The organism is Paraburkholderia sp. BL6669N2, assembly GCF_003387275.1.
Taxonomy (GTDB): Bacteria; Pseudomonadota; Gammaproteobacteria; order Burkholderiales; family Burkholderiaceae; genus Paraburkholderia.
The window spans coordinates 3202336-3219438 of record NZ_QUNA01000001.1; the positions used below are offsets into that span (position 1 = coordinate 3202336).

At 59.3% G+C, this 17103-nt stretch carries 18 protein-coding genes; all 18 read right to left on the reverse strand.

Annotated features, from left to right (window positions below; translation table 11 throughout):
- Positions 1-9: 9 nt before the first annotated feature.
- The gene (rplN, locus tag B0G80_RS14570) at positions 10-378 is read right to left on the reverse strand and encodes a 50S ribosomal protein L14 (protein WP_006052212.1); all 369 of its coding nucleotides are present in this window, start codon (positions 376-378) and stop codon (positions 10-12) included.
- 290 nt (positions 379-668) lie between these two features.
- Complete coding sequence (rpsQ, locus tag B0G80_RS14575; RefSeq protein ID WP_007180129.1) at positions 669-941, reverse strand: 30S ribosomal protein S17; 273 nt, start codon at positions 939-941, stop codon at positions 669-671.
- Positions 938-1132: a 50S ribosomal protein L29 gene (gene rpmC / locus B0G80_RS14580; RefSeq protein WP_007180130.1), complete on the reverse strand. Its 195-nt coding sequence runs from the start codon at positions 1130-1132 to the stop codon at positions 938-940. Before rpmC ends, rpsQ begins: the two co-directional genes overlap by 4 nt.
- Positions 1133-1142: 10 nt before the next feature.
- Positions 1143-1559 (reverse strand): 50S ribosomal protein L16, encoded by a 417-nt coding sequence (gene rplP, locus B0G80_RS14585; RefSeq protein WP_007180131.1) that lies wholly within the window; start codon positions 1557-1559, stop codon positions 1143-1145.
- A gap of 2 nt (positions 1560-1561) precedes the next feature.
- The gene (rpsC, locus tag B0G80_RS14590; protein ID WP_007180132.1) at positions 1562-2368 is read right to left on the reverse strand and encodes a 30S ribosomal protein S3; all 807 of its coding nucleotides are present in this window, start codon (positions 2366-2368) and stop codon (positions 1562-1564) included.
- Positions 2369-2379: 11 nt separating this feature from the next.
- Entirely contained in the window at positions 2380-2712 is a 333-nt protein-coding gene (gene rplV / locus B0G80_RS14595; RefSeq protein ID WP_007180133.1) for a 50S ribosomal protein L22, read from the reverse strand.
- A gap of 7 nt (positions 2713-2719) precedes the next feature.
- Positions 2720-2995, reverse strand: a complete 276-nt coding sequence (gene rpsS / locus B0G80_RS14600; RefSeq protein ID WP_004199273.1) for a 30S ribosomal protein S19 — start codon at positions 2993-2995, stop codon at positions 2720-2722.
- Between the two features lie 10 nt (positions 2996-3005).
- Positions 3006-3833, reverse strand: a complete 828-nt coding sequence (gene rplB / locus B0G80_RS14605; protein ID WP_106284141.1) for a 50S ribosomal protein L2 — start codon at positions 3831-3833, stop codon at positions 3006-3008.
- Between the two features lie 2 nt (positions 3834-3835).
- Entirely contained in the window at positions 3836-4150 is a 315-nt protein-coding gene (gene rplW / locus B0G80_RS14610) for a 50S ribosomal protein L23 (protein ID WP_007180135.1), read from the reverse strand.
- The gene (gene rplD / locus B0G80_RS14615; protein ID WP_106284140.1) at positions 4147-4767 is read right to left on the reverse strand and encodes a 50S ribosomal protein L4; all 621 of its coding nucleotides are present in this window, start codon (positions 4765-4767) and stop codon (positions 4147-4149) included. The genes rplW and rplD overlap by 4 nt, the downstream gene beginning before the upstream one ends.
- Complete coding sequence (gene rplC / locus B0G80_RS14620; RefSeq protein WP_073431863.1) at positions 4767-5426, reverse strand: 50S ribosomal protein L3; 660 nt, start codon at positions 5424-5426, stop codon at positions 4767-4769. Before rplC ends, rplD begins: the two co-directional genes overlap by 1 nt.
- 201 nt (positions 5427-5627) lie before the next feature.
- Positions 5628-5939, reverse strand: a complete 312-nt coding sequence (gene rpsJ / locus B0G80_RS14625; RefSeq protein WP_006998489.1) for a 30S ribosomal protein S10 — start codon at positions 5937-5939, stop codon at positions 5628-5630.
- A gap of 130 nt (positions 5940-6069) precedes the next feature.
- Positions 6070-7260, reverse strand: a complete 1191-nt coding sequence (gene tuf / locus B0G80_RS14630; RefSeq protein WP_012434572.1) for an elongation factor Tu — start codon at positions 7258-7260, stop codon at positions 6070-6072.
- 48 nt (positions 7261-7308) lie between these two features.
- Positions 7309-9411 carry an elongation factor G gene (gene fusA, locus B0G80_RS14635; protein ID WP_012434573.1) on the reverse strand — a complete coding sequence of 701 codons (2103 nt, stop codon included), beginning with the start codon at positions 9409-9411 and terminating at the stop codon, positions 7309-7311.
- Between the two features lie 134 nt (positions 9412-9545).
- Positions 9546-10016, reverse strand: coding sequence for a 30S ribosomal protein S7 (gene rpsG, locus B0G80_RS14640; protein ID WP_006053291.1), 471 nt, complete (start codon positions 10014-10016; stop codon positions 9546-9548).
- Positions 10017-10195: 179 nt separating this feature from the next.
- On the reverse strand, positions 10196-10576 hold the full coding sequence (gene rpsL / locus B0G80_RS14645; RefSeq protein WP_012434574.1) for a 30S ribosomal protein S12: 381 nt from the start codon (positions 10574-10576) through the stop codon (positions 10196-10198).
- A 222-nt stretch (positions 10577-10798) separates the two neighbouring features.
- Complete coding sequence (gene recQ, locus B0G80_RS14650; protein ID WP_116118445.1) at positions 10799-12646, reverse strand: DNA helicase RecQ; 1848 nt, start codon at positions 12644-12646, stop codon at positions 10799-10801.
- 218 nt (positions 12647-12864) lie between these two features.
- Positions 12865-17103, reverse strand: a complete 4239-nt coding sequence (gene rpoC, locus B0G80_RS14655; protein ID WP_106284138.1) for a DNA-directed RNA polymerase subunit beta' — start codon at positions 17101-17103, stop codon at positions 12865-12867.

The following is a 17103-nucleotide window of genomic DNA, read 5'->3' on the forward strand; positions in this document are numbered from 1 at the left end:
CGCGACTCCTTACAGCACTTCAGGTGCCAACGAAACGATCTTCATGAATCGTTCGCTGCGCAACTCGCGCGTGACAGGCCCGAAAATACGGGTGCCAATAGGTTCGAGCTTGGCATTCAACAACACAGCGGCGTTGCCATCGAACTTGATCAGCGAGCCGTCCTGACGGCGCACGCCCTTGGCGGTGCGAACCACCACGGCGTTGTAAATTTCGCCTTTCTTCACGCGCCCGCGCGGCGTTGCTTCTTTGACGGTCACCTTGATGATGTCGCCAATGCTGGCATAACGACGCTTCGAGCCGCCGAGCACCTTGATGCACATGACTTCACGCGCACCCGTGTTGTCGGCCACTTCAAGCCGAGTTTCGGTCTGGATCATGGTTTATCTTTCCCAACTTAATCCGGTCACACCACCATGGCGTACCCGGTCAGTCTTGGTCCCGTCAGCCAATCGGCTGCTTGGGTATGAACAGCAGCGACGGCAAACGAAACCCGCCATCGCAATCCGGTGAATCCTACGGAACAGACTTGGCGCCCGATCCGCTTCCCCCACCAACTTCGCCCGCGACGGGGCTCCCATAAAGAGGGAAGACCGAGAGTATAACAAATAATCTCGGTCTTGCAAGCGAAATCTACTGCGATTTCAACAACTTCTACTACTTCGCGGCGTCAGATGACGCGAGCAGCCTCGACCAGGCGAGCCACAACCCAAGCTTTCGTCTTCGAAATCGGACGCGTTTCCTGGATTTCAACGAGGTCGCCCTCGTTGTACGTGTTCGCGTCGTCGTGCGCGTGGTACTTCTTCGAACGCACAACGTACTTGCCGTAGATCGGGTGCTTCACGCGGTGCTCAACCAGCACGGTGACCGTCTTGTCCATCTTGTTGCTGACGACCTTGCCGACCAGCGTCCGCTTGAGCGAGGTTTTTACGCTATCGTTCATTTCTGGTTCGCCTTCTCAGTCAGGACGGTCCGCACACGTGCGATGTCGCGACGAACCTTCTTCAGCTGGCTCGTGTTCGTGAGCTGCTGGGTCGCGAGTTGCATGCGCAGGCCGAATTGCGCCTTCAACAGGTCCGACAGCTCCTTGTTGAGCGCGGCCTGATCTTTCTGGTGAAGTTCGGATGCCTTCATCATTTGCTCCTTAGGCGCCGAGCTGACGCACGATAAACGTCGTCTTGAGCGGCAGCTTAGCTGCAGCCAGACGGAACGCTTCGCGTGCCAGCTCTTCGGTTACGCCGTCCATTTCGTACAGCATCTTGCCCGGTTGAATCTCTGCGACGTAGTACTCAGGGTTACCTTTACCGTTACCCATACGTACTTCAGCCGGCTTGTGCGAGATCGGCTTGTCCGGGAAGATGCGAATCCAGATGCGGCCACCACGCTTGATGTGACGCGTCATTGCACGACGTGCCGCTTCAATCTGGCGCGCGGTCAAGCGACCACGACCGATAGCCTTCAGGCCGAATTCACCGAACGACACCGCGTTGCCGCGGGTAGCGATACCGGTGTTACGACCCTTCTGCTCTTTGCGATACTTTCTGCGTTTCGGTTGCAGCATCGTTATTCTCCAGTCTTCCCGCCGTCGCCGGCACCGCCAGCACGACGAGGAGCGCCACGGCGTGCACCTGCCGGGCCACCACCTTCACCATCACGACGCGGACGGCGATCGCCACCCGGACGTGCGTTGCGGCGCGGACGCTTTTCTTCGGCGACTTCTTCAACCACCGGTGCGTCGTTGCGGCCGAGCGTGTCGCCCTTGTAGACCCACACCTTCACGCCGATGATGCCGTACGTCGTCTTCGCTTCCGAAGTTGCGTAGTCGATATCAGCACGCAGCGTATGAAGCGGCACGCGACCTTCGCGATACCATTCCGTACGAGCGATTTCGATACCGTTCAGGCGGCCAGCGCTCATGATCTTGATGCCTTGAGCACCCAGACGCATTGCGTTTTGCATCGCACGCTTCATCGCGCGGCGGAACATAATCCGGCGCTCGAGCTGTTGCGTGATCGAATCCGCGATCAGTTGCGCATCGGTTTCCGGCTTGCGGATTTCTTCGATGTTGACGTGAACCGGAACGCCCATACGCTTTTGCAGCTCGGACTTCAGCAGTTCAATGTCTTCACCCTTCTTACCGATCACGACACCCGGACGCGAGCTGAAAATCGTGATGCGGGCGTTCTTTGCAGGACGCTCGATCACAACGCGGCCGACGGACGCGTTCTTCAGCTTCTTCTTCAGGTATTCACGAACACCGATGTCTTCCTGCAACATCGCCGCGAAATTGTTGTTGTTCGCGTACCAACGCGACGCCCAATTGCGGCTGACGGCCAAACGGAAGCCAGTCGGATGAATTTTCTGTCCCATCGTATGACCCCTTAATTCCCGACCGTCACAGTGATGTGACAGGATTGCTTCTCGATGCGGTTACCGCGGCCTTTAGCGCGCGCGGTGAAACGCTTGAGCGACGCAGCCTTGTCGATGTAGATGCTCGTGATCTTGAGCTCATCGATATCGGCGCCTTCGTTATGCTCCGCATTCGCGATCGCCGACAGCACGACCTTTTTCACGATTCCCGCAGCCTTCTTCGGCGAGAACGTCAGAACGTTCAGCGCCTTGTCGACCGGCAAACCGCGGATCTGGTCAGCCACAAGGCGCGTTTTCTGCGCCGAGATGCGGGCACCGCGATGAATTGCTTTCACTTCCATCATGAGCCCCTTATTTCTTAGCCTTCTTGTCGGCTGCGTGACCCTTGAACGTACGGGTCAATGCAAACTCGCCAAGCTTGTGGCCGACCATGTTTTCCGAGATGTACACCGGAACGTGTTGACGGCCGTTGTGAACGGCGATCGTCAGACCGATGAAATCCGGGAGGATCGTCGAACGGCGCGACCAAGTTTTGATCGGCTTCTTATCCCGCGAAGCTGCTGCCGCCTCAACTTTCTTCAGCAAATGGGCGTCGCAGAACGGACCTTTTTTTACAGAACGTGCCATTGCCTACTCCTTAACGCTTGTGACGGCGCTGGACGATCATGCTCGTCGTGCGCTTATTGCTGCGGGTGCGATAACCCTTAGCAGGCGTGCCCCACGGGCTCACCGGATCGCGACCTGCAGCCGTCTTGCCTTCACCACCACCGTGCGGGTGATCGACCGGGTTCATTGCAACGCCACGCACCGTCGGGCGGATACCGCGCCAGCGGTTTGCGCCAGCCTTACCGATTTGACGGAGGCTATGCTCTTCGTTGCCAACTTCACCAATCGTCGCGCGGCACTCAACGTGAACGCGGCGGATTTCACCCGAGCGCAGGCGGACCTGTGCGTAGATGCCTTCACGAGCCAGCAGCATCGCCGACGTACCAGCCGAACGCGCCATTTGCGCGCCCTTGCCCGGCAGCATTTCGATGCAGTGAATCGTCGTACCGACCGGAATGTTGCGGATCGGCAGCGTGTTACCTGCGCGGATCGGAGCTTCCGAACCCGACATCAGTTGCTGGCCAACCGTCACACCCTTCGGAGCGATGATGTACTTGCGCTCGCCGTCTGCGTACAGAACCAGCGCGATGTTCGCGCTACGGTTCGGATCGTACTCAAGACGTTCGACCTTCGCTGCAATACCGTCCTTGTTGCGGCGGAAATCGACGACGCGATAGTGATGCTTGTGACCACCACCCTTATGACGGGTAGTGATGTGACCGTTGTTATTACGGCCGGCGGTCGAGGATTGCGAGTCGAGCAGCGGTGCGTACGGCTTGCCCTTATGCAGATCCTTGTTGACCACCTTGACCATCGCACGGCGACCCGGCGAAGTCGGCTTAACTTTAACGATTGCCATGATTACTTGGCCTCCGCTTCAAAGTTGATTTCCTGGCCGGGCTTCAGGCAGACGTACGCCTTCTTCACGTCCTTGCGCTTGCCCATGAAGCGGCCAAAGCGCTTGGCTTTGCCCTTCGAGACCAGCACGTTGACGGAATTGACTTCCACCTTGAACAGCAGCTCGACTGCAGCTTTCACTTCCTGCTTCGTGGCATCGGGCGCGACTTCGAACACAACTTGTTCGTTCTTGTCGGCCACCAGCGTCGCCTTTTCGGAGATCACCGGCGCGAGCAGGACCTGCATCAAACGATGATCGTTCTTGCGAATCTCGCTCATGACAGCAACTCCTCGATCTGGGCGACCGCAGCCTTCGTGATCAGGATCTTCTTGAAGTAGATCAGCGACAGCGGGTCGGCGTAACGCGGCTCGACAACTGCCACATGGGCCAGGTTGCGCGACGCGAGGTACAGGTTTTCGTCAACCGTGTCGGTAATCACCAGCACGGATTCGAGACCCATCGCCTTGAATTTTTCGGCCAGCAGCTTCGTCTTCGGCGCTTCGAGCGTCAGCTCGTCGACCACCGAGATGCGGCCTTCGCGAGCCAGCTGCGAGAAGATCGAGCAGAGACCTGCGCGATGCATCTTCTTGTTGACCTTGTGCGAAAAGTTTTCTTCCGGCGAATTCGGGAAGATACGGCCGCCGCCGCGCCACAACGGGCTCGACGACATACCGGCACGGGCGCGGCCCGTACCCTTTTGGCGCCACGGCTTCTTGGTCGTGTGCTTAACTTGCTCACGGTCCTTCTGCGCGCGGTTGCCGCTGCGGGCATTCGCTTGATACGCCACTACCACCTGGTGAATCAGGGCTTCGTTGTAATCGCGGCCGAACACGACGTCCGACGCGCTAACGCCTGCACCTTCCTGACCATTGGCATTCAGGAGCTTAAGTTCCATTATTTCGCTCCTTTCACGGCACGCGTCTTCACGGCCGGCGTAACGAATACCTTGCCACCCTTCGCACCCGGAACGGCGCCCTTGACCAGCAACAGCTTGCGGTCAGCGTCGATACGAGCGATTTCGAGGTTTTGCACGGTTACCGTATCGTCACCCATGTGACCGGTCATGCGCTTACCCGGGAAAACACGACCCGGATCCTGCGCCATACCGATCGAGCCCGGCACGTTGTGCGAGCGCGAGTTACCGTGCGATGCACGGCCGGATGCGAAGTTGTAACGCTTGATGGTACCGGCGTAGCCCTTACCGATCGACACGCCTTGCACGTCGACCTTCTGGCCTACTTCGAACAGGTCTGGACCGACCACGGCGCCGTTCGACAACTCGGCAGCCTTGGCAGCATCGATCTGGAATTCTTTGAGGATTTCACCGGCTTGAACACCGGCTTTGGCGAGATGACCGGCCAACGGCTTCGTCACGCGCGATGCACGGCGCGTACCGAATGCAACCTGCACGGCCGTGTAGCCGTCGGTTTCAACAGTCTTGATCTGCGTCACGCGGTTGTCGGACACGTCCAGCACGGTAACGGGAATCGAATCCCCTTCTGCCGTGAAGATACGGGTCATGCCAACCTTGCGACCTACGAGTCCAAGGCTCATCGTTTTCTCCATTCCCGACTGCGATTGGTCGGGGCTAATTTACAAAATGCCGGTGCCGTTTCGGGCGTGAAATCACGCTGCAGCACACCGACTTTTTTGCGCAAATGCGCGAAAAGCCCACTATTATAGCGAGGCTTTTCGTTTTCCACAAGCAATCAATGACTTAGCGCTGTCTGGCACGCCAGGCAACACTTTGAAGCTTTATTGCAGCTTGATTTCCACGTCCACGCCAGCCGGCAGGTCCAGCTTCATCAGTGCGTCAACGGTCTTGTCCGTCGGATCGACGATGTCCATCAGGCGTTGGTGCGTACGGATTTCGAGCTGATCGCGCGACGTCTTGTTGACGTGCGGCGAGCGCAGGATGTCGAAGCGTTGAATGCGGGTCGGCAGGGGCACCGGACCACGAACGATTGCGCCAGTCCGCTTTGCCGTGTCGACGATTTCAGCTGCCGATTGATCGATCAGGCGATAGTCGAAAGCCTTCAGGCGAATGCGGATTTTCTGGTTCTGCATGACAATTCCTTGGAAAAGAGCGAGGCGGTATTGCACCGCCAGACAATAAAAGAACGTAGAGCCGGACGCCCGCGGAGGGCCGGCGCCCGGCTCCGGGCACCACTTACAGCAAATACGTCAATCCGCGATTTTACTCGAGAATCTTGGCAACGACACCTGCGCCGACCGTACGGCCGCCTTCGCGGATAGCGAAACGCAGACCTTCTTCCATCGCGATCGGGTTGATCAGCTTCACCGTGATCGACACGTTGTCGCCCGGCATGACCATTTCCTTGTCCTTCGGCAACTCGATCGAGCCCGTCACGTCCGTCGTACGGAAGTAGAACTGCGGACGATAGTTGTTGAAGAACGGCGTGTGACGGCCACCTTCGTCCTTGCTCAGCACGTACACTTCAGCCGTGAAATGCGTGTGCGGGTTGATCGAACCCGGCTTGGCCAGCACCTGGCCACGCTCCACGTCTTCACGCTTCGTGCCGCGCAGCAGGATACCCACGTTGTCGCCTGCCTGACCCTGGTCGAGCAGCTTGCGGAACATTTCCACGCCCGTGCAGGTCGTCTTCACCGTCGGCTTGATACCGACAATTTCGATTTCCTCGCCGACCTTCACGACGCCGCGCTCAACGCGACCCGTCACCACCGTGCCGCGACCCGAGATCGAGAACACGTCTTCCACCGGCATCAGGAACGCACCGTCAACTGCGCGCTCCGGCGTCGGGATATACGTGTCCAGCGCGTCGGCCAGATTCATGATCGCCACTTCGCCCAGCTCGCCCTTGTCGCCTTCCAGCGCCAGCTTGGCCGAACCCTTGATGATCGGCGTGTCGTCGCCCGGGAAGTCGTACTTCGACAGAAGTTCGCGAACTTCCATCTCGACCAGCTCCAGCAGCTCAGCGTCGTCCACCATGTCGCACTTGTTCAGGAACACGATGATGTACGGCACGCCAACCTGACGCGCCAGCAGGATGTGCTCACGCGTTTGCGGCATCGGGCCGTCAGCGGCCGAACACACCAAGATCGCGCCGTCCATCTGTGCTGCGCCCGTGATCATGTTCTTCACATAGTCAGCGTGGCCCGGGCAGTCGACGTGTGCGTAGTGGCGGTTTGCCGTTTCGTACTCGACGTGTGCCGTGTTGATCGTGATACCACGTGCCTTTTCTTCCGGCGCCGCGTCGATCTGGTCGTATGCCTTCGCTTCGCCGCCAAACTTCTGCGTCAGAACCGTCGTGATCGCTGCCGTCAGCGTGGTCTTGCCGTGGTCAACGTGACCGATCGTGCCGACGTTCACGTGCGGCTTGGTCCGTTCGAATTTACCTTTAGCCATGTTTCTCTTCTTTCAAAAAGTTAATCGTTGAATGACTTTGCCGCGCGATTACTTCGACTTGGCGTTGATGATCGCTTCCGACACGTTACGCGGTGCTTCGGAGTAGTGCTTGAACTCCATCGTGTACGTTGCACGACCTTGGGTCAGCGAACGCAGCGACGTCGAGTAGCCGAACATTTCCGACAGCGGCACTTCGGCGCGAACGATCTTGCCTCCGCCAACCATGTCGTCCATGCCCTGAACGATACCGCGACGACCCGACAGGTCACCCATCACGTTGCCCATGTAATCTTCAGGCGTTTCGACTTCCACAGCCATCATCGGTTCGAGGATGACCGGTTGAGCCTTGCGCATTGCTTCCTTGAACGCCATCGAGCCGGCCATGCGGAACGCATTTTCGTTCGAGTCAACGTCGTGGTACGAACCGAACGTCAGGTGAACCTTGACGTCGACGACCGGGAAGCCTGCCAGCACGCCTGCCTTCAGCGTTTCCTGGATACCCTTGTCCACCGCCGGGATGTATTCGCGCGGAATCACACCGCCCTTGATCTCGTCGAGGAACTCGTAGCCCTTGCCTTGCTCATTCGGCTCGAGCGTGATGACCGCGTGACCGTACTGGCCGCGACCACCCGACTGCTTGACGAACTTGCCGTCAACGTCTTCCGCCTTGCCGCGAATCGTTTCGCGGTACGCAACCTGCGGCTTGCCGACGGTCGCTTCCACGCCGAATTCGCGCTTCATACGGTCAACCAGAATTTCCAGGTGGAGCTCGCCCATGCCCGAAATAATGGTTTGGCCCGATTCTTCGTCCGTTTGAACGCGGAACGACGGATCTTCCTGTGCCAGACGGTTCAGCGCCAGACCCATCTTTTCCTGGTCGGGCTTCGTCTTCGGCTCAACAGCCTGCGAAATCACCGGCTCCGGGAAAATCATGCGTTCGAGCACGATCGGGCTTTGCGGATCGCACAGCGTGTCGCCGGTCGTCGCGTCTTTCAGGCCGACTGCAGCAGCGATGTCGCCTGCGCGGACTTCCTTGATTTCTTCGCGCTGGTTCGCGTGCATCTGCAGAATACGACCCAGACGTTCCTTCTTGTCTTTGGTCGCGTTCAGCACGGTGTCGCCCGAATTCACAACGCCCGAGTACACACGGAAGAAGATCAGCTGGCCGACGAACGGGTCGGTCATGATCTTGAATGCCAGTGCCGAGAACTTTTCGTCGTCGGCAGCGCGGCGCTCGCCCTTTTCACCGTTTTCCAGCTCGCCGGTCACCGGCGGGATGTCGATCGGCGACGGCAGGAAGTCGAGCACGGCGTCCAGCATGCGTTGCACGCCCTTGTTCTTAAACGCGGTGCCGCACAGCATCGGCTGGATTTCGCAAGCGATCGTACGGTCGCGCAGACCCTTGATGATTTCCGCTTCAGAGAGCTCGCCCTCTTCCAGGTACTTGTTCATCAGCTCTTCGCTCGACTCGGCAGCCGCTTCGATCATCTTCTCGCGCCACTCGTTGCAAGAGTCAGCCAATTCTGCCGGGATTTCTTCGTACGAGAACTTCGTGCCTTGGGACGCTTCGTCCCAAATGATCGCTTTCATCTTCAGCAGATCGACGACGCCCGTGAAGTTTTCTTCCGCGCCGATAGGCACCACGACCGGAACCGGGTTCGCCTTCAGACGCAGCTTGAGCTGGTCGTAAACCTTGAAGAAGTTCGCACCGGTACGGTCCATCTTGTTGATGAACGCGAGACGGGGAACCTTGTACTTGTTTGCCTGACGCCACACGGTTTCCGACTGGGGCTGAACGCCGCCCACAGCGCAGTACACCATGCACGCGCCGTCGAGCACGCGCATCGAGCGCTCGACTTCAATCGTGAAGTCGACGTGGCCCGGGGTGTCGATGATGTTGATGCGGTGCTCAGCGCGGTCGCCGGCCATGCCTTTCCAGAACGCCGTGGTAGCAGCGGACGTGATCGTGATGCCGCGTTCCTGTTCCTGCTCCATCCAGTCCATGGTGGCAGCGCCGTCGTGAACTTCACCAATCTTGTGGTTCACGCCGGTGTAGAACAAGATGCGCTCGGTCGTCGTCGTTTTGCCGGCGTCGATGTGAGCGCTAATACCGATGTTACGGTAGCGCTCGATAGGTGTCTTGCGAGCCACTTTGATCCTCTATTGGGATGACGCGATGCGAGAAAATACCCATCGCGCTGTAACACAAACGGGCGAGGCGCTTTGTAAGCGCACCCGCCCGGAATTTCTTTCCGTTTTTTCTGCTAAACCCGGGTTCGGGAAGCTTAGAAACGGAAGTGCGAGAACGCCTTGTTGGCTTCTGCCATCCGGTGAACTTCGTCGCGCTTCTTCATTGCGCCGCCACGGCCTTCGGCCGCTTCGGAAAGTTCACCTGCCAGACGCAGGGCCATCGACTTCTCGCTGCGCTTCTTCGCGGCTTCACGCAGCCAACGCATCGCCAATGCCATACGACGCGACGGGCGCACTTCGACCGGAACCTGATAGTTCGCACCACCAACGCGGCGGCTCTTAACTTCGACCACCGGCTTGACGTTGTTGAGCGCTACCGTGAACACTTCCAGCGGGTCCTTGCCACCCTTGGTCTGGATCTGTTCGAAAGCGCCGTACACGATACGCTCGGCAACCGACTTCTTGCCTGAGAGCATCAGCACGTTCATGAACTTAGCTACATCAACGTTACCGAACTTCGGATCCGGCAACACTTCCCGCTTGGGGACTTCGCGACGACGCGGCATGTTTCTTCCTTTAACTTTTCAGTTGGAGCTACTTTGAGCCCCACGGTCACCAACTAACCCGATTCATCTCTAACGACTTACCAGCCTGGTCGGGTGACCACTTACTCGACAGCACCGGCGATTCCGGCACCACCGCTATTACCGCCTTTACAGGCGACCTGAAACTGCTGACCGGCTAATTACTTGCCAGCCTTGGCACGCTTCGCACCGTACTTCGAGCGAGCCTGCTTACGATCCTTGACGCCCTGGGTATCCAGCGAGCCGCGAACCATGTGGTAACGCACACCCGGCAAGTCCTTCACACGGCCGCCGCGAATCAGCACGACCGAGTGTTCCTGCAGGTTGTGGCCTTCACCACCGATGTACGAAATGACTTCGAAGCCGTTCGTCAGACGAACCTTGGCAACCTTACGCAGTGCCGAGTTAGGCTTCTTAGGCGTCGTGGTGTACACACGGGTGCACACGCCGCGACGCTGGGGGCAGTCCTGCAAGGCCGGGCTCTTGCTCTTAGTCGTTTCCGACTGGCGGCCTTTGCGAACCAGTTGATTGATGGTTGGCATTGTTTATTCCTGAAATTGAACAAAATCGACGCATCTGTTTCCGGGCAAAGCAGAAACGATTGCGCATCGAACTTCCGGACCCAAGTGCCGACGCACGAGTTAACTACGCGCGCGGGCATTTCAAGAACCGGAACCTAGCATAATATTCCGAAAATACTAAGGGAGTCAACAGGTTGCGACGTTTCGCACCCCTGTCAACCTGCTCAAGCGCTCGCCGAGCGCTTAGTCGGCGGCGACGACTTCCAGCAATTCGTCGCCGAAACGGTCGAGTTTGCGCGCGCCCATACCCGGAATGCCGCGCAAATCCTCAATCGAGTCGGGGCCGTTGCGGGCGATTTCCGCCAGGGTCGCGTCGTGGAAGATCACGTAGGCCGGCACGCCGTCGCTCTTCGCGGTTTCGGTGCGCCATGCGCGAAGCCGCTCCCAGCGCGCGCGTTCGCGCGGGCCCATGCCGATCGTCGGGTCGGCGCGCTCACTGGTGCGGCCGGACGATTGCCGCGTGCGCGTAGGCTTCACATAGCGGCGCATGGTGACGTTTTGCTCACCTTTGAGCACTGGCTTGCTTGCCTCGGTCAGGACCAGCGAGCCAAATCCCTCGTGGTCGACCGTCAGATAGCCGAACGCGACCAACTGACGGAACACAGCTCGCCACTCCGGTTCGCCCAGCGCCGAGCCGATGCCGAACGTGGTCAGCTTCTCGTGACCACGCTGCAGAATTTTCTCGTTACTGTTCCCGCGCAGAATGTCGATCAAATGGCCGGCGCCGAAATGAAAGCCGCTCGCCCGCTGCGCGCGGAACACGCACGACAGCGCCATCCGCGCCTCGCGCGTCGCATCCCATGTGTCCGGCGGTTCAAGGCAGTTATCGCAATTGCCGCAAGGCTTGCTCGATTCACCGAAATAAGCGAGCAGTCGCACTCGCCGGCAGGTCGCCGCTTCGCATAGTCCGAGCAGCGCGTCCAGCTTGCCGGTCTGTACGCGTTTGTGCGCGTCGTCGGCGTCGGATTCGTCGATCATCTTGCGCTGCTGCACGACGTCGCCGAGACCGTAGGCCATCCAGGCGTTCGCCGGCATGCCGTCGCGGCCCGCGCGCCCCGTTTCCTGGTAGTAACCTTCGACGCTCTTCGGCAAGTCGAGGTGAGCGACGAAACGCACGTCCGGTTTGTCGATGCCCATGCCGAAGGCGATGGTCGCGCACATCACAATCCCTTCCTCGCGCTGAAACATCTCCTGATGCTTCTGGCGGATTTCGAATTCCATGCCGGCGTGATACGGCAGCGCTCGCATGCCTTTTTCCTTCAACCATTCCGCCGTCTCTTCGACCTTGCGGCGCGACAGGCAATAGACCACGCCGGCGTCGGTCGTGCCGTCCGGCTTCGAATGCTCCGCGCGAATGAAGTCCAGCAACTGCGTACGCGCATTGTCTTTTTCGACGATGCGGTAACGAATGTTCGGTCGGTCGAAGCTCGACACGAAAATGCGCGCGTCATCCAACGCGAGGCGATGGATGATCTCGTCGCGCGTGATTGCGTCAGCGGTCGCCGTCAGCGCGATCCGCGGCACGTTCGGGAATCGCTCGTGCAGCACCGACAACTGAATGTATTCCGGCCGGAAATCGTGCCCCCACTGCGACACGCAATGCGCTTCGTCGATGGCGAACAATCCGATACGGGTGCGTTCCAGCAGTTCCTGGAACCGGGGCGTCATCAAACGCTCTGGCGCTACGTAGAGCAGATCGATTTCGCCTTCGCGCAATGCGCGCTCGGTCGCCATCGCCTCCGCGCTCGAGAGCGTCGAATTCAGATACGCCGCGCGCACGCCCACTTCGGTGAGCGCGGCCACCTGATCCTGCATCAGCGCGATCAGCGGAGAAACGACGATGCCGGCGCCGAAGCCGCCTTCGCGGCGCACCAGCGACGGAATCTGATAGCAGAGGGACTTGCCCCCGCCCGTCGGCATCAACACGAGGCAGTCGCCGCCGCCGGCGACGTGCTCGACAATTTCGCCCTGCTGCCCTCTGAACGCGGGGTAACCGAAGACTTCGTTGAGGATTTCGAGCGGACGGGACATGAATTTGAGAGAAGCAGCGTGATGCCGGTGACACGAATTTTACCAACGCATTCGTGCTGCGCCCGCGCTTTGATGCAGCGTTAGCCGTTTGGCCGACTGATCCGCAAAAAAATGCAAGAAAGAAGAACGCATAAAAAAAGCCGCTCAGTCGAAACTGAGCGGCTTCGCTGGCTGGTGAGCCCAAGCGGCTTGCACTGCCTGGACTGACTAACCTGAGCTCACTCGCCTGAGTGCTGCTGTTCGGCGGCCGGGGTTTCCGGCGTACCGAATTCGAACGACTCTTCCGCTGCGATCTGATCGAAACGCTCGCGGTCCGACAGCTCCTTGGTCTTGCGCGCCTTGTGGAACGCGAGACCCGTACCAGCCGGAATCAGACGGCCGACGATCACGTTTTCCTTCAGACCACGCAGGTCGTCGCGCTTGCCCATGATCGCCGCTTCGGTCAGCACGCGGGTCGTTTCCTGGAACGACGCCGCCGAGATGAACGAATCGGTCGACAACGAGGCCTTCGTGATACCGAGCAAGACGTTTTCGTACGTTGCCGGACGTTTGTCTTCCGCGATCATACGGTCGTTCTCGTCGAGCATATCCGACCGCTCGACCTGTTCGCCCGGGATGAAACGCGTATCGCCGTTGTCCGTAATCTGCACGCGGCGCAGCATCTGACGAACAATCACTTCAATGTGCTTGTCGTTGATCTTCACGCCTTGCAGACGGTACACGTCCTGCACTTCGTCCACGATGTAACGCGACAGCGCTTCGATACCTTGCAGACGCAAGATGTCGTGCGGATCGGCAGGACCGTCGACAATCATTTCGCCCTTGTTGACGACCTGACCATCGTGCACCAGAACCTGCTTTTCCTTCGCGATCAGGAACTCGTGCTGATTGCCGTCGAGGTCCGTGATAACGAGACGCTGCTTGCCCTTCGTGTCCTTACCGAACGACGTCGTACCCGTGACTTCCGCCAGGATACCTGCGTCCTTCGGCGAACGCGCTTCGAACAGCTCGGCCACACGCGGCAGACCACCAGTAATGTCACGCGTTTTCTGCGATTCAACCGGGATACGTGCCAGCACTTCACCGACCTGCACTTGCTGACCGTCCTTCACGGTGATCAGAGCGCCGACCTGGAAGCCGATCTGCACCGAGTGCTCGGTGTTCGGGATCTTGACTTCTTCGCCGTTCGCGTCGAGCAGCTTGACCTGCGGACGCACCGTCTTCGACGCTTGCGAACCACGACGCTTCACGTCGATCACGACCAGCGTGGACAGACCCGTCACATCGTCGATCTGCTTTGCAACGGTCACGCCTTCTTCGACGTTTTCGAACTTCACCGTACCGCCCCACTCGGTGATGATCGGACGCGTCAACGGATCCCACGTCGCCAGTTGCGTGCCGGCCTTGATCTGCGCGCCGTCCAGTTGCAACAGCGTTGCGCCGTACGGCACCTTGTGGCGTTCGCGCTCGCGACCGTGGTCGTCGGTGATCATCGCTTCGCCCGAACGCGAGATGACGATCTGCTCGCCCTTCGCGTTGGTGACGTAACGCATCGTTGCCGTGAAACGCACCGTGCCGTTCGACTTCGCTTCAACCGACGAAGCCACTGCCGCACGCGACGCCGCACCACCGATGTGGAACGTACGCATCGTGAGCTGCGTGCCCGGTTCACCGATCGACTGAGCAGCGATCACGCCCACTGCTTCACCGACGTTGACCGACGAGCCACGACCCAGGTCGCGGCCATAGCAGGCTGCGCACAGACCGTAACGCGTTTCGCAAGTCAGCGGCGTACGTACGCGCACTTCGTCGATGCCGAGGCGTTCGATTTCTTCGACCGCATCTTCGTCGAGCAACGTGCCCGTTTCGTACAGCGTTTCCTGCGATTCCGGATTGACGACGTCAGCCACCGTCACGCGACCTAGAATACGGTCACGCAGCGCTTCGACGACTTCACCGCCTTCGACCAACGCCTTCATGGCGACGCCGTTGGACGTACCGCAATCGTCCTCGACCACCACCAGATCCTGCGTCACGTCGACCAGACGACGCGTCAGGTAACCCGAGTTAGCCGTCTTCAGTGCCGTATCAGCCAGACCCTTACGTGCGCCGTGGGTCGAGATGAAGTACTGCAACACGTTCAGGCCTTCACGGAAGTTCGCCGTAATCGGCGTCTCGATGATCGAGCCGTCCGGCTTCGCCATCAGGCCACGCATACCGGCCAGCTGACGAATCTGAACCGCGGAACCACGAGCGCCCGAGTCCGCCATCATGTAAATCGAGTTGAACGATTCCTGACGCGTTTCGTTGCCGTCGCGATCCGTGACCGGTTCCGTCGACAGCTGTTCCATCATCGCCTTGCCGACCGCTTCCGACGTTGCAGACCAGATGTCGACCACGTTGTTGTAGCGCTCTTGCGACGTGACGAGACCCGACATGTACTGACGGTCGTATTCCTTCACCTTCTTCGCGGCGTCGCCGACGATGGTTTCCTTCTGCGGCGGCACGAGCATGTCGTCGACGCAGATGGAGATACCGGCGCGCGTTGCCAGACGGAAACCCGACTGCATCAACTGGTCGGCGAAAATCACCGTTTCACGCAGACCGCACTTGCGGAATGCGGTGTTGATGAGGCGCGAGATTTCCTTCTTCTTCAGCGGCTTGTTGAGCACCGAGAACGGCAGGCCCGGCGGAAGGATCTCCGACAGGATTGCACGGCCGACGGTGGTCGGGTACAGCGTGATCTTCGGCACGAACGCCGGCGCACCTTCCGACTTGTCTTCGTTGTGGACCATTTCGGTGATCCGCACGTTGACGCGCGAGGCGAGCTCGACTTCCTTGTTCTCGTAAGCACGCAGCGCTTCCGAAACGCCGGTGAACGTCAGGCCTTCGCCCTTGGCGTTCACTGCTTCACGGGTCGCGTAGTACAGACCGAGCACGATATCCTGCGACGGCACGATCGACGGATCGCCGTTGGCCGGGAACAGGACGTTGTTCGACGCCAGCATCAGCGTGCGCGCTTCCATCTGCGCTTCCAGCGACAGCGGCACGTGAACAGCCATCTGGTCACCGTCGAAGTCGGCGTTGAACGCCGCGCAAACGAGCGGATGCAGCTGGATTGCCTTACCTTCGATCAGCACCGGCTCGAAAGCCTGAATGCCAAGACGGTGAAGCGTCGGCGCACGGTTCAGCATGACCGGATGTTCGCGAATGACTTCTTCGAGAATGTCCCACACCACCGGCGTCTGGTTCTCGACTTCCTTCTTCGCAGCCTTGATGGTGGTAGCAACACCCATCACTTCGAGCTTGTTGAAGATGAACGGCTTGAACAGTTCGAGCGCCATCAGCTTCGGCAGACCGCACTGATGCAGCTTGAGCGTCGGGCCGACCACGATCACCGAACGGCCCGAGTAGTCAACGCGCTTACCGAGCAAGTTCTGACGGAAACGACCGCCCTTACCCTTGATCATGTCAGCGAGCGACTTCAGCGGACGCTTGTTCGCGCCGGTCATGGCCTTACCGCGACGACCGTTGTCGAGCAGCGAATCGACGGCTTCCTGCAGCATCCGCTTTTCGTTGCGGACGATGATTTCAGGCGCCTTCAGTTCGAGCAGACGCTTCAACCGGTTGTTACGGTTGATCACGCGGCGATACAGGTCGTTCAGGTCCGACGTCGCGAACCGGCCGCCATCCAGCGGCACCAGCGGACGCAGTTCCGGCGGCAGCACCGGCAGCACTTCGAGCACCATCCAGTCAGGCTTGATGCCCGAACGCTGGAAAGCCTCGAGCACCTTCAGGCGCTTCGCGTACTTCTTGATCTTCGCTTCCGAACCCGTGTTCTTGAGTTCGGTGCGCAGCATCTCGACCTGTTCGTCGATGTTGATCGCGCGCAGCAACTCGCGCACGCCTTCCGCGCCCATCTCGGCACGGAATTCGTCACCGTATTCTTCGACCTTGTTGTAGTAATCCTCTTCGGTCATGATCTGCCGCGCTTTCAGCGGCGTCATGCCCGGATCGATCACCACATATGCTTCGAAGTACAGCACGCGTTCGATGTCGCGCAGCGTCATGTCGAGCACCATGCCCAGACGCGACGGCAGCGACTTCAAAAACCAGATGTGCGCAACCGGCGAGGCCAGTTCGATGTGGCCCATCCGTTCGCGACGCACCTTCGCCAGCGTCACTTCGACGCCGCACTTCTCGCAGATCACGCCACGGTGCTTCAGGCGCTTGTACTTGCCGCAAAGGCATTCGTAGTCTTTGATCGGCCCGAAGATCTTCGCGCAGAACAAACCATCGCGTTCCGGCTTGAACGTCCGGTAGTTGATGGTTTCCGGCTTCTTCACTTCACCGAACGACCACGAACGGATCTTGTCCGGCGAAGCCAGACCGATCTTGATCGCGTCAAAAACTTCAGGCTGTTGGACTTGCTTGAATAGATCGAGCAGAGCTTTCAT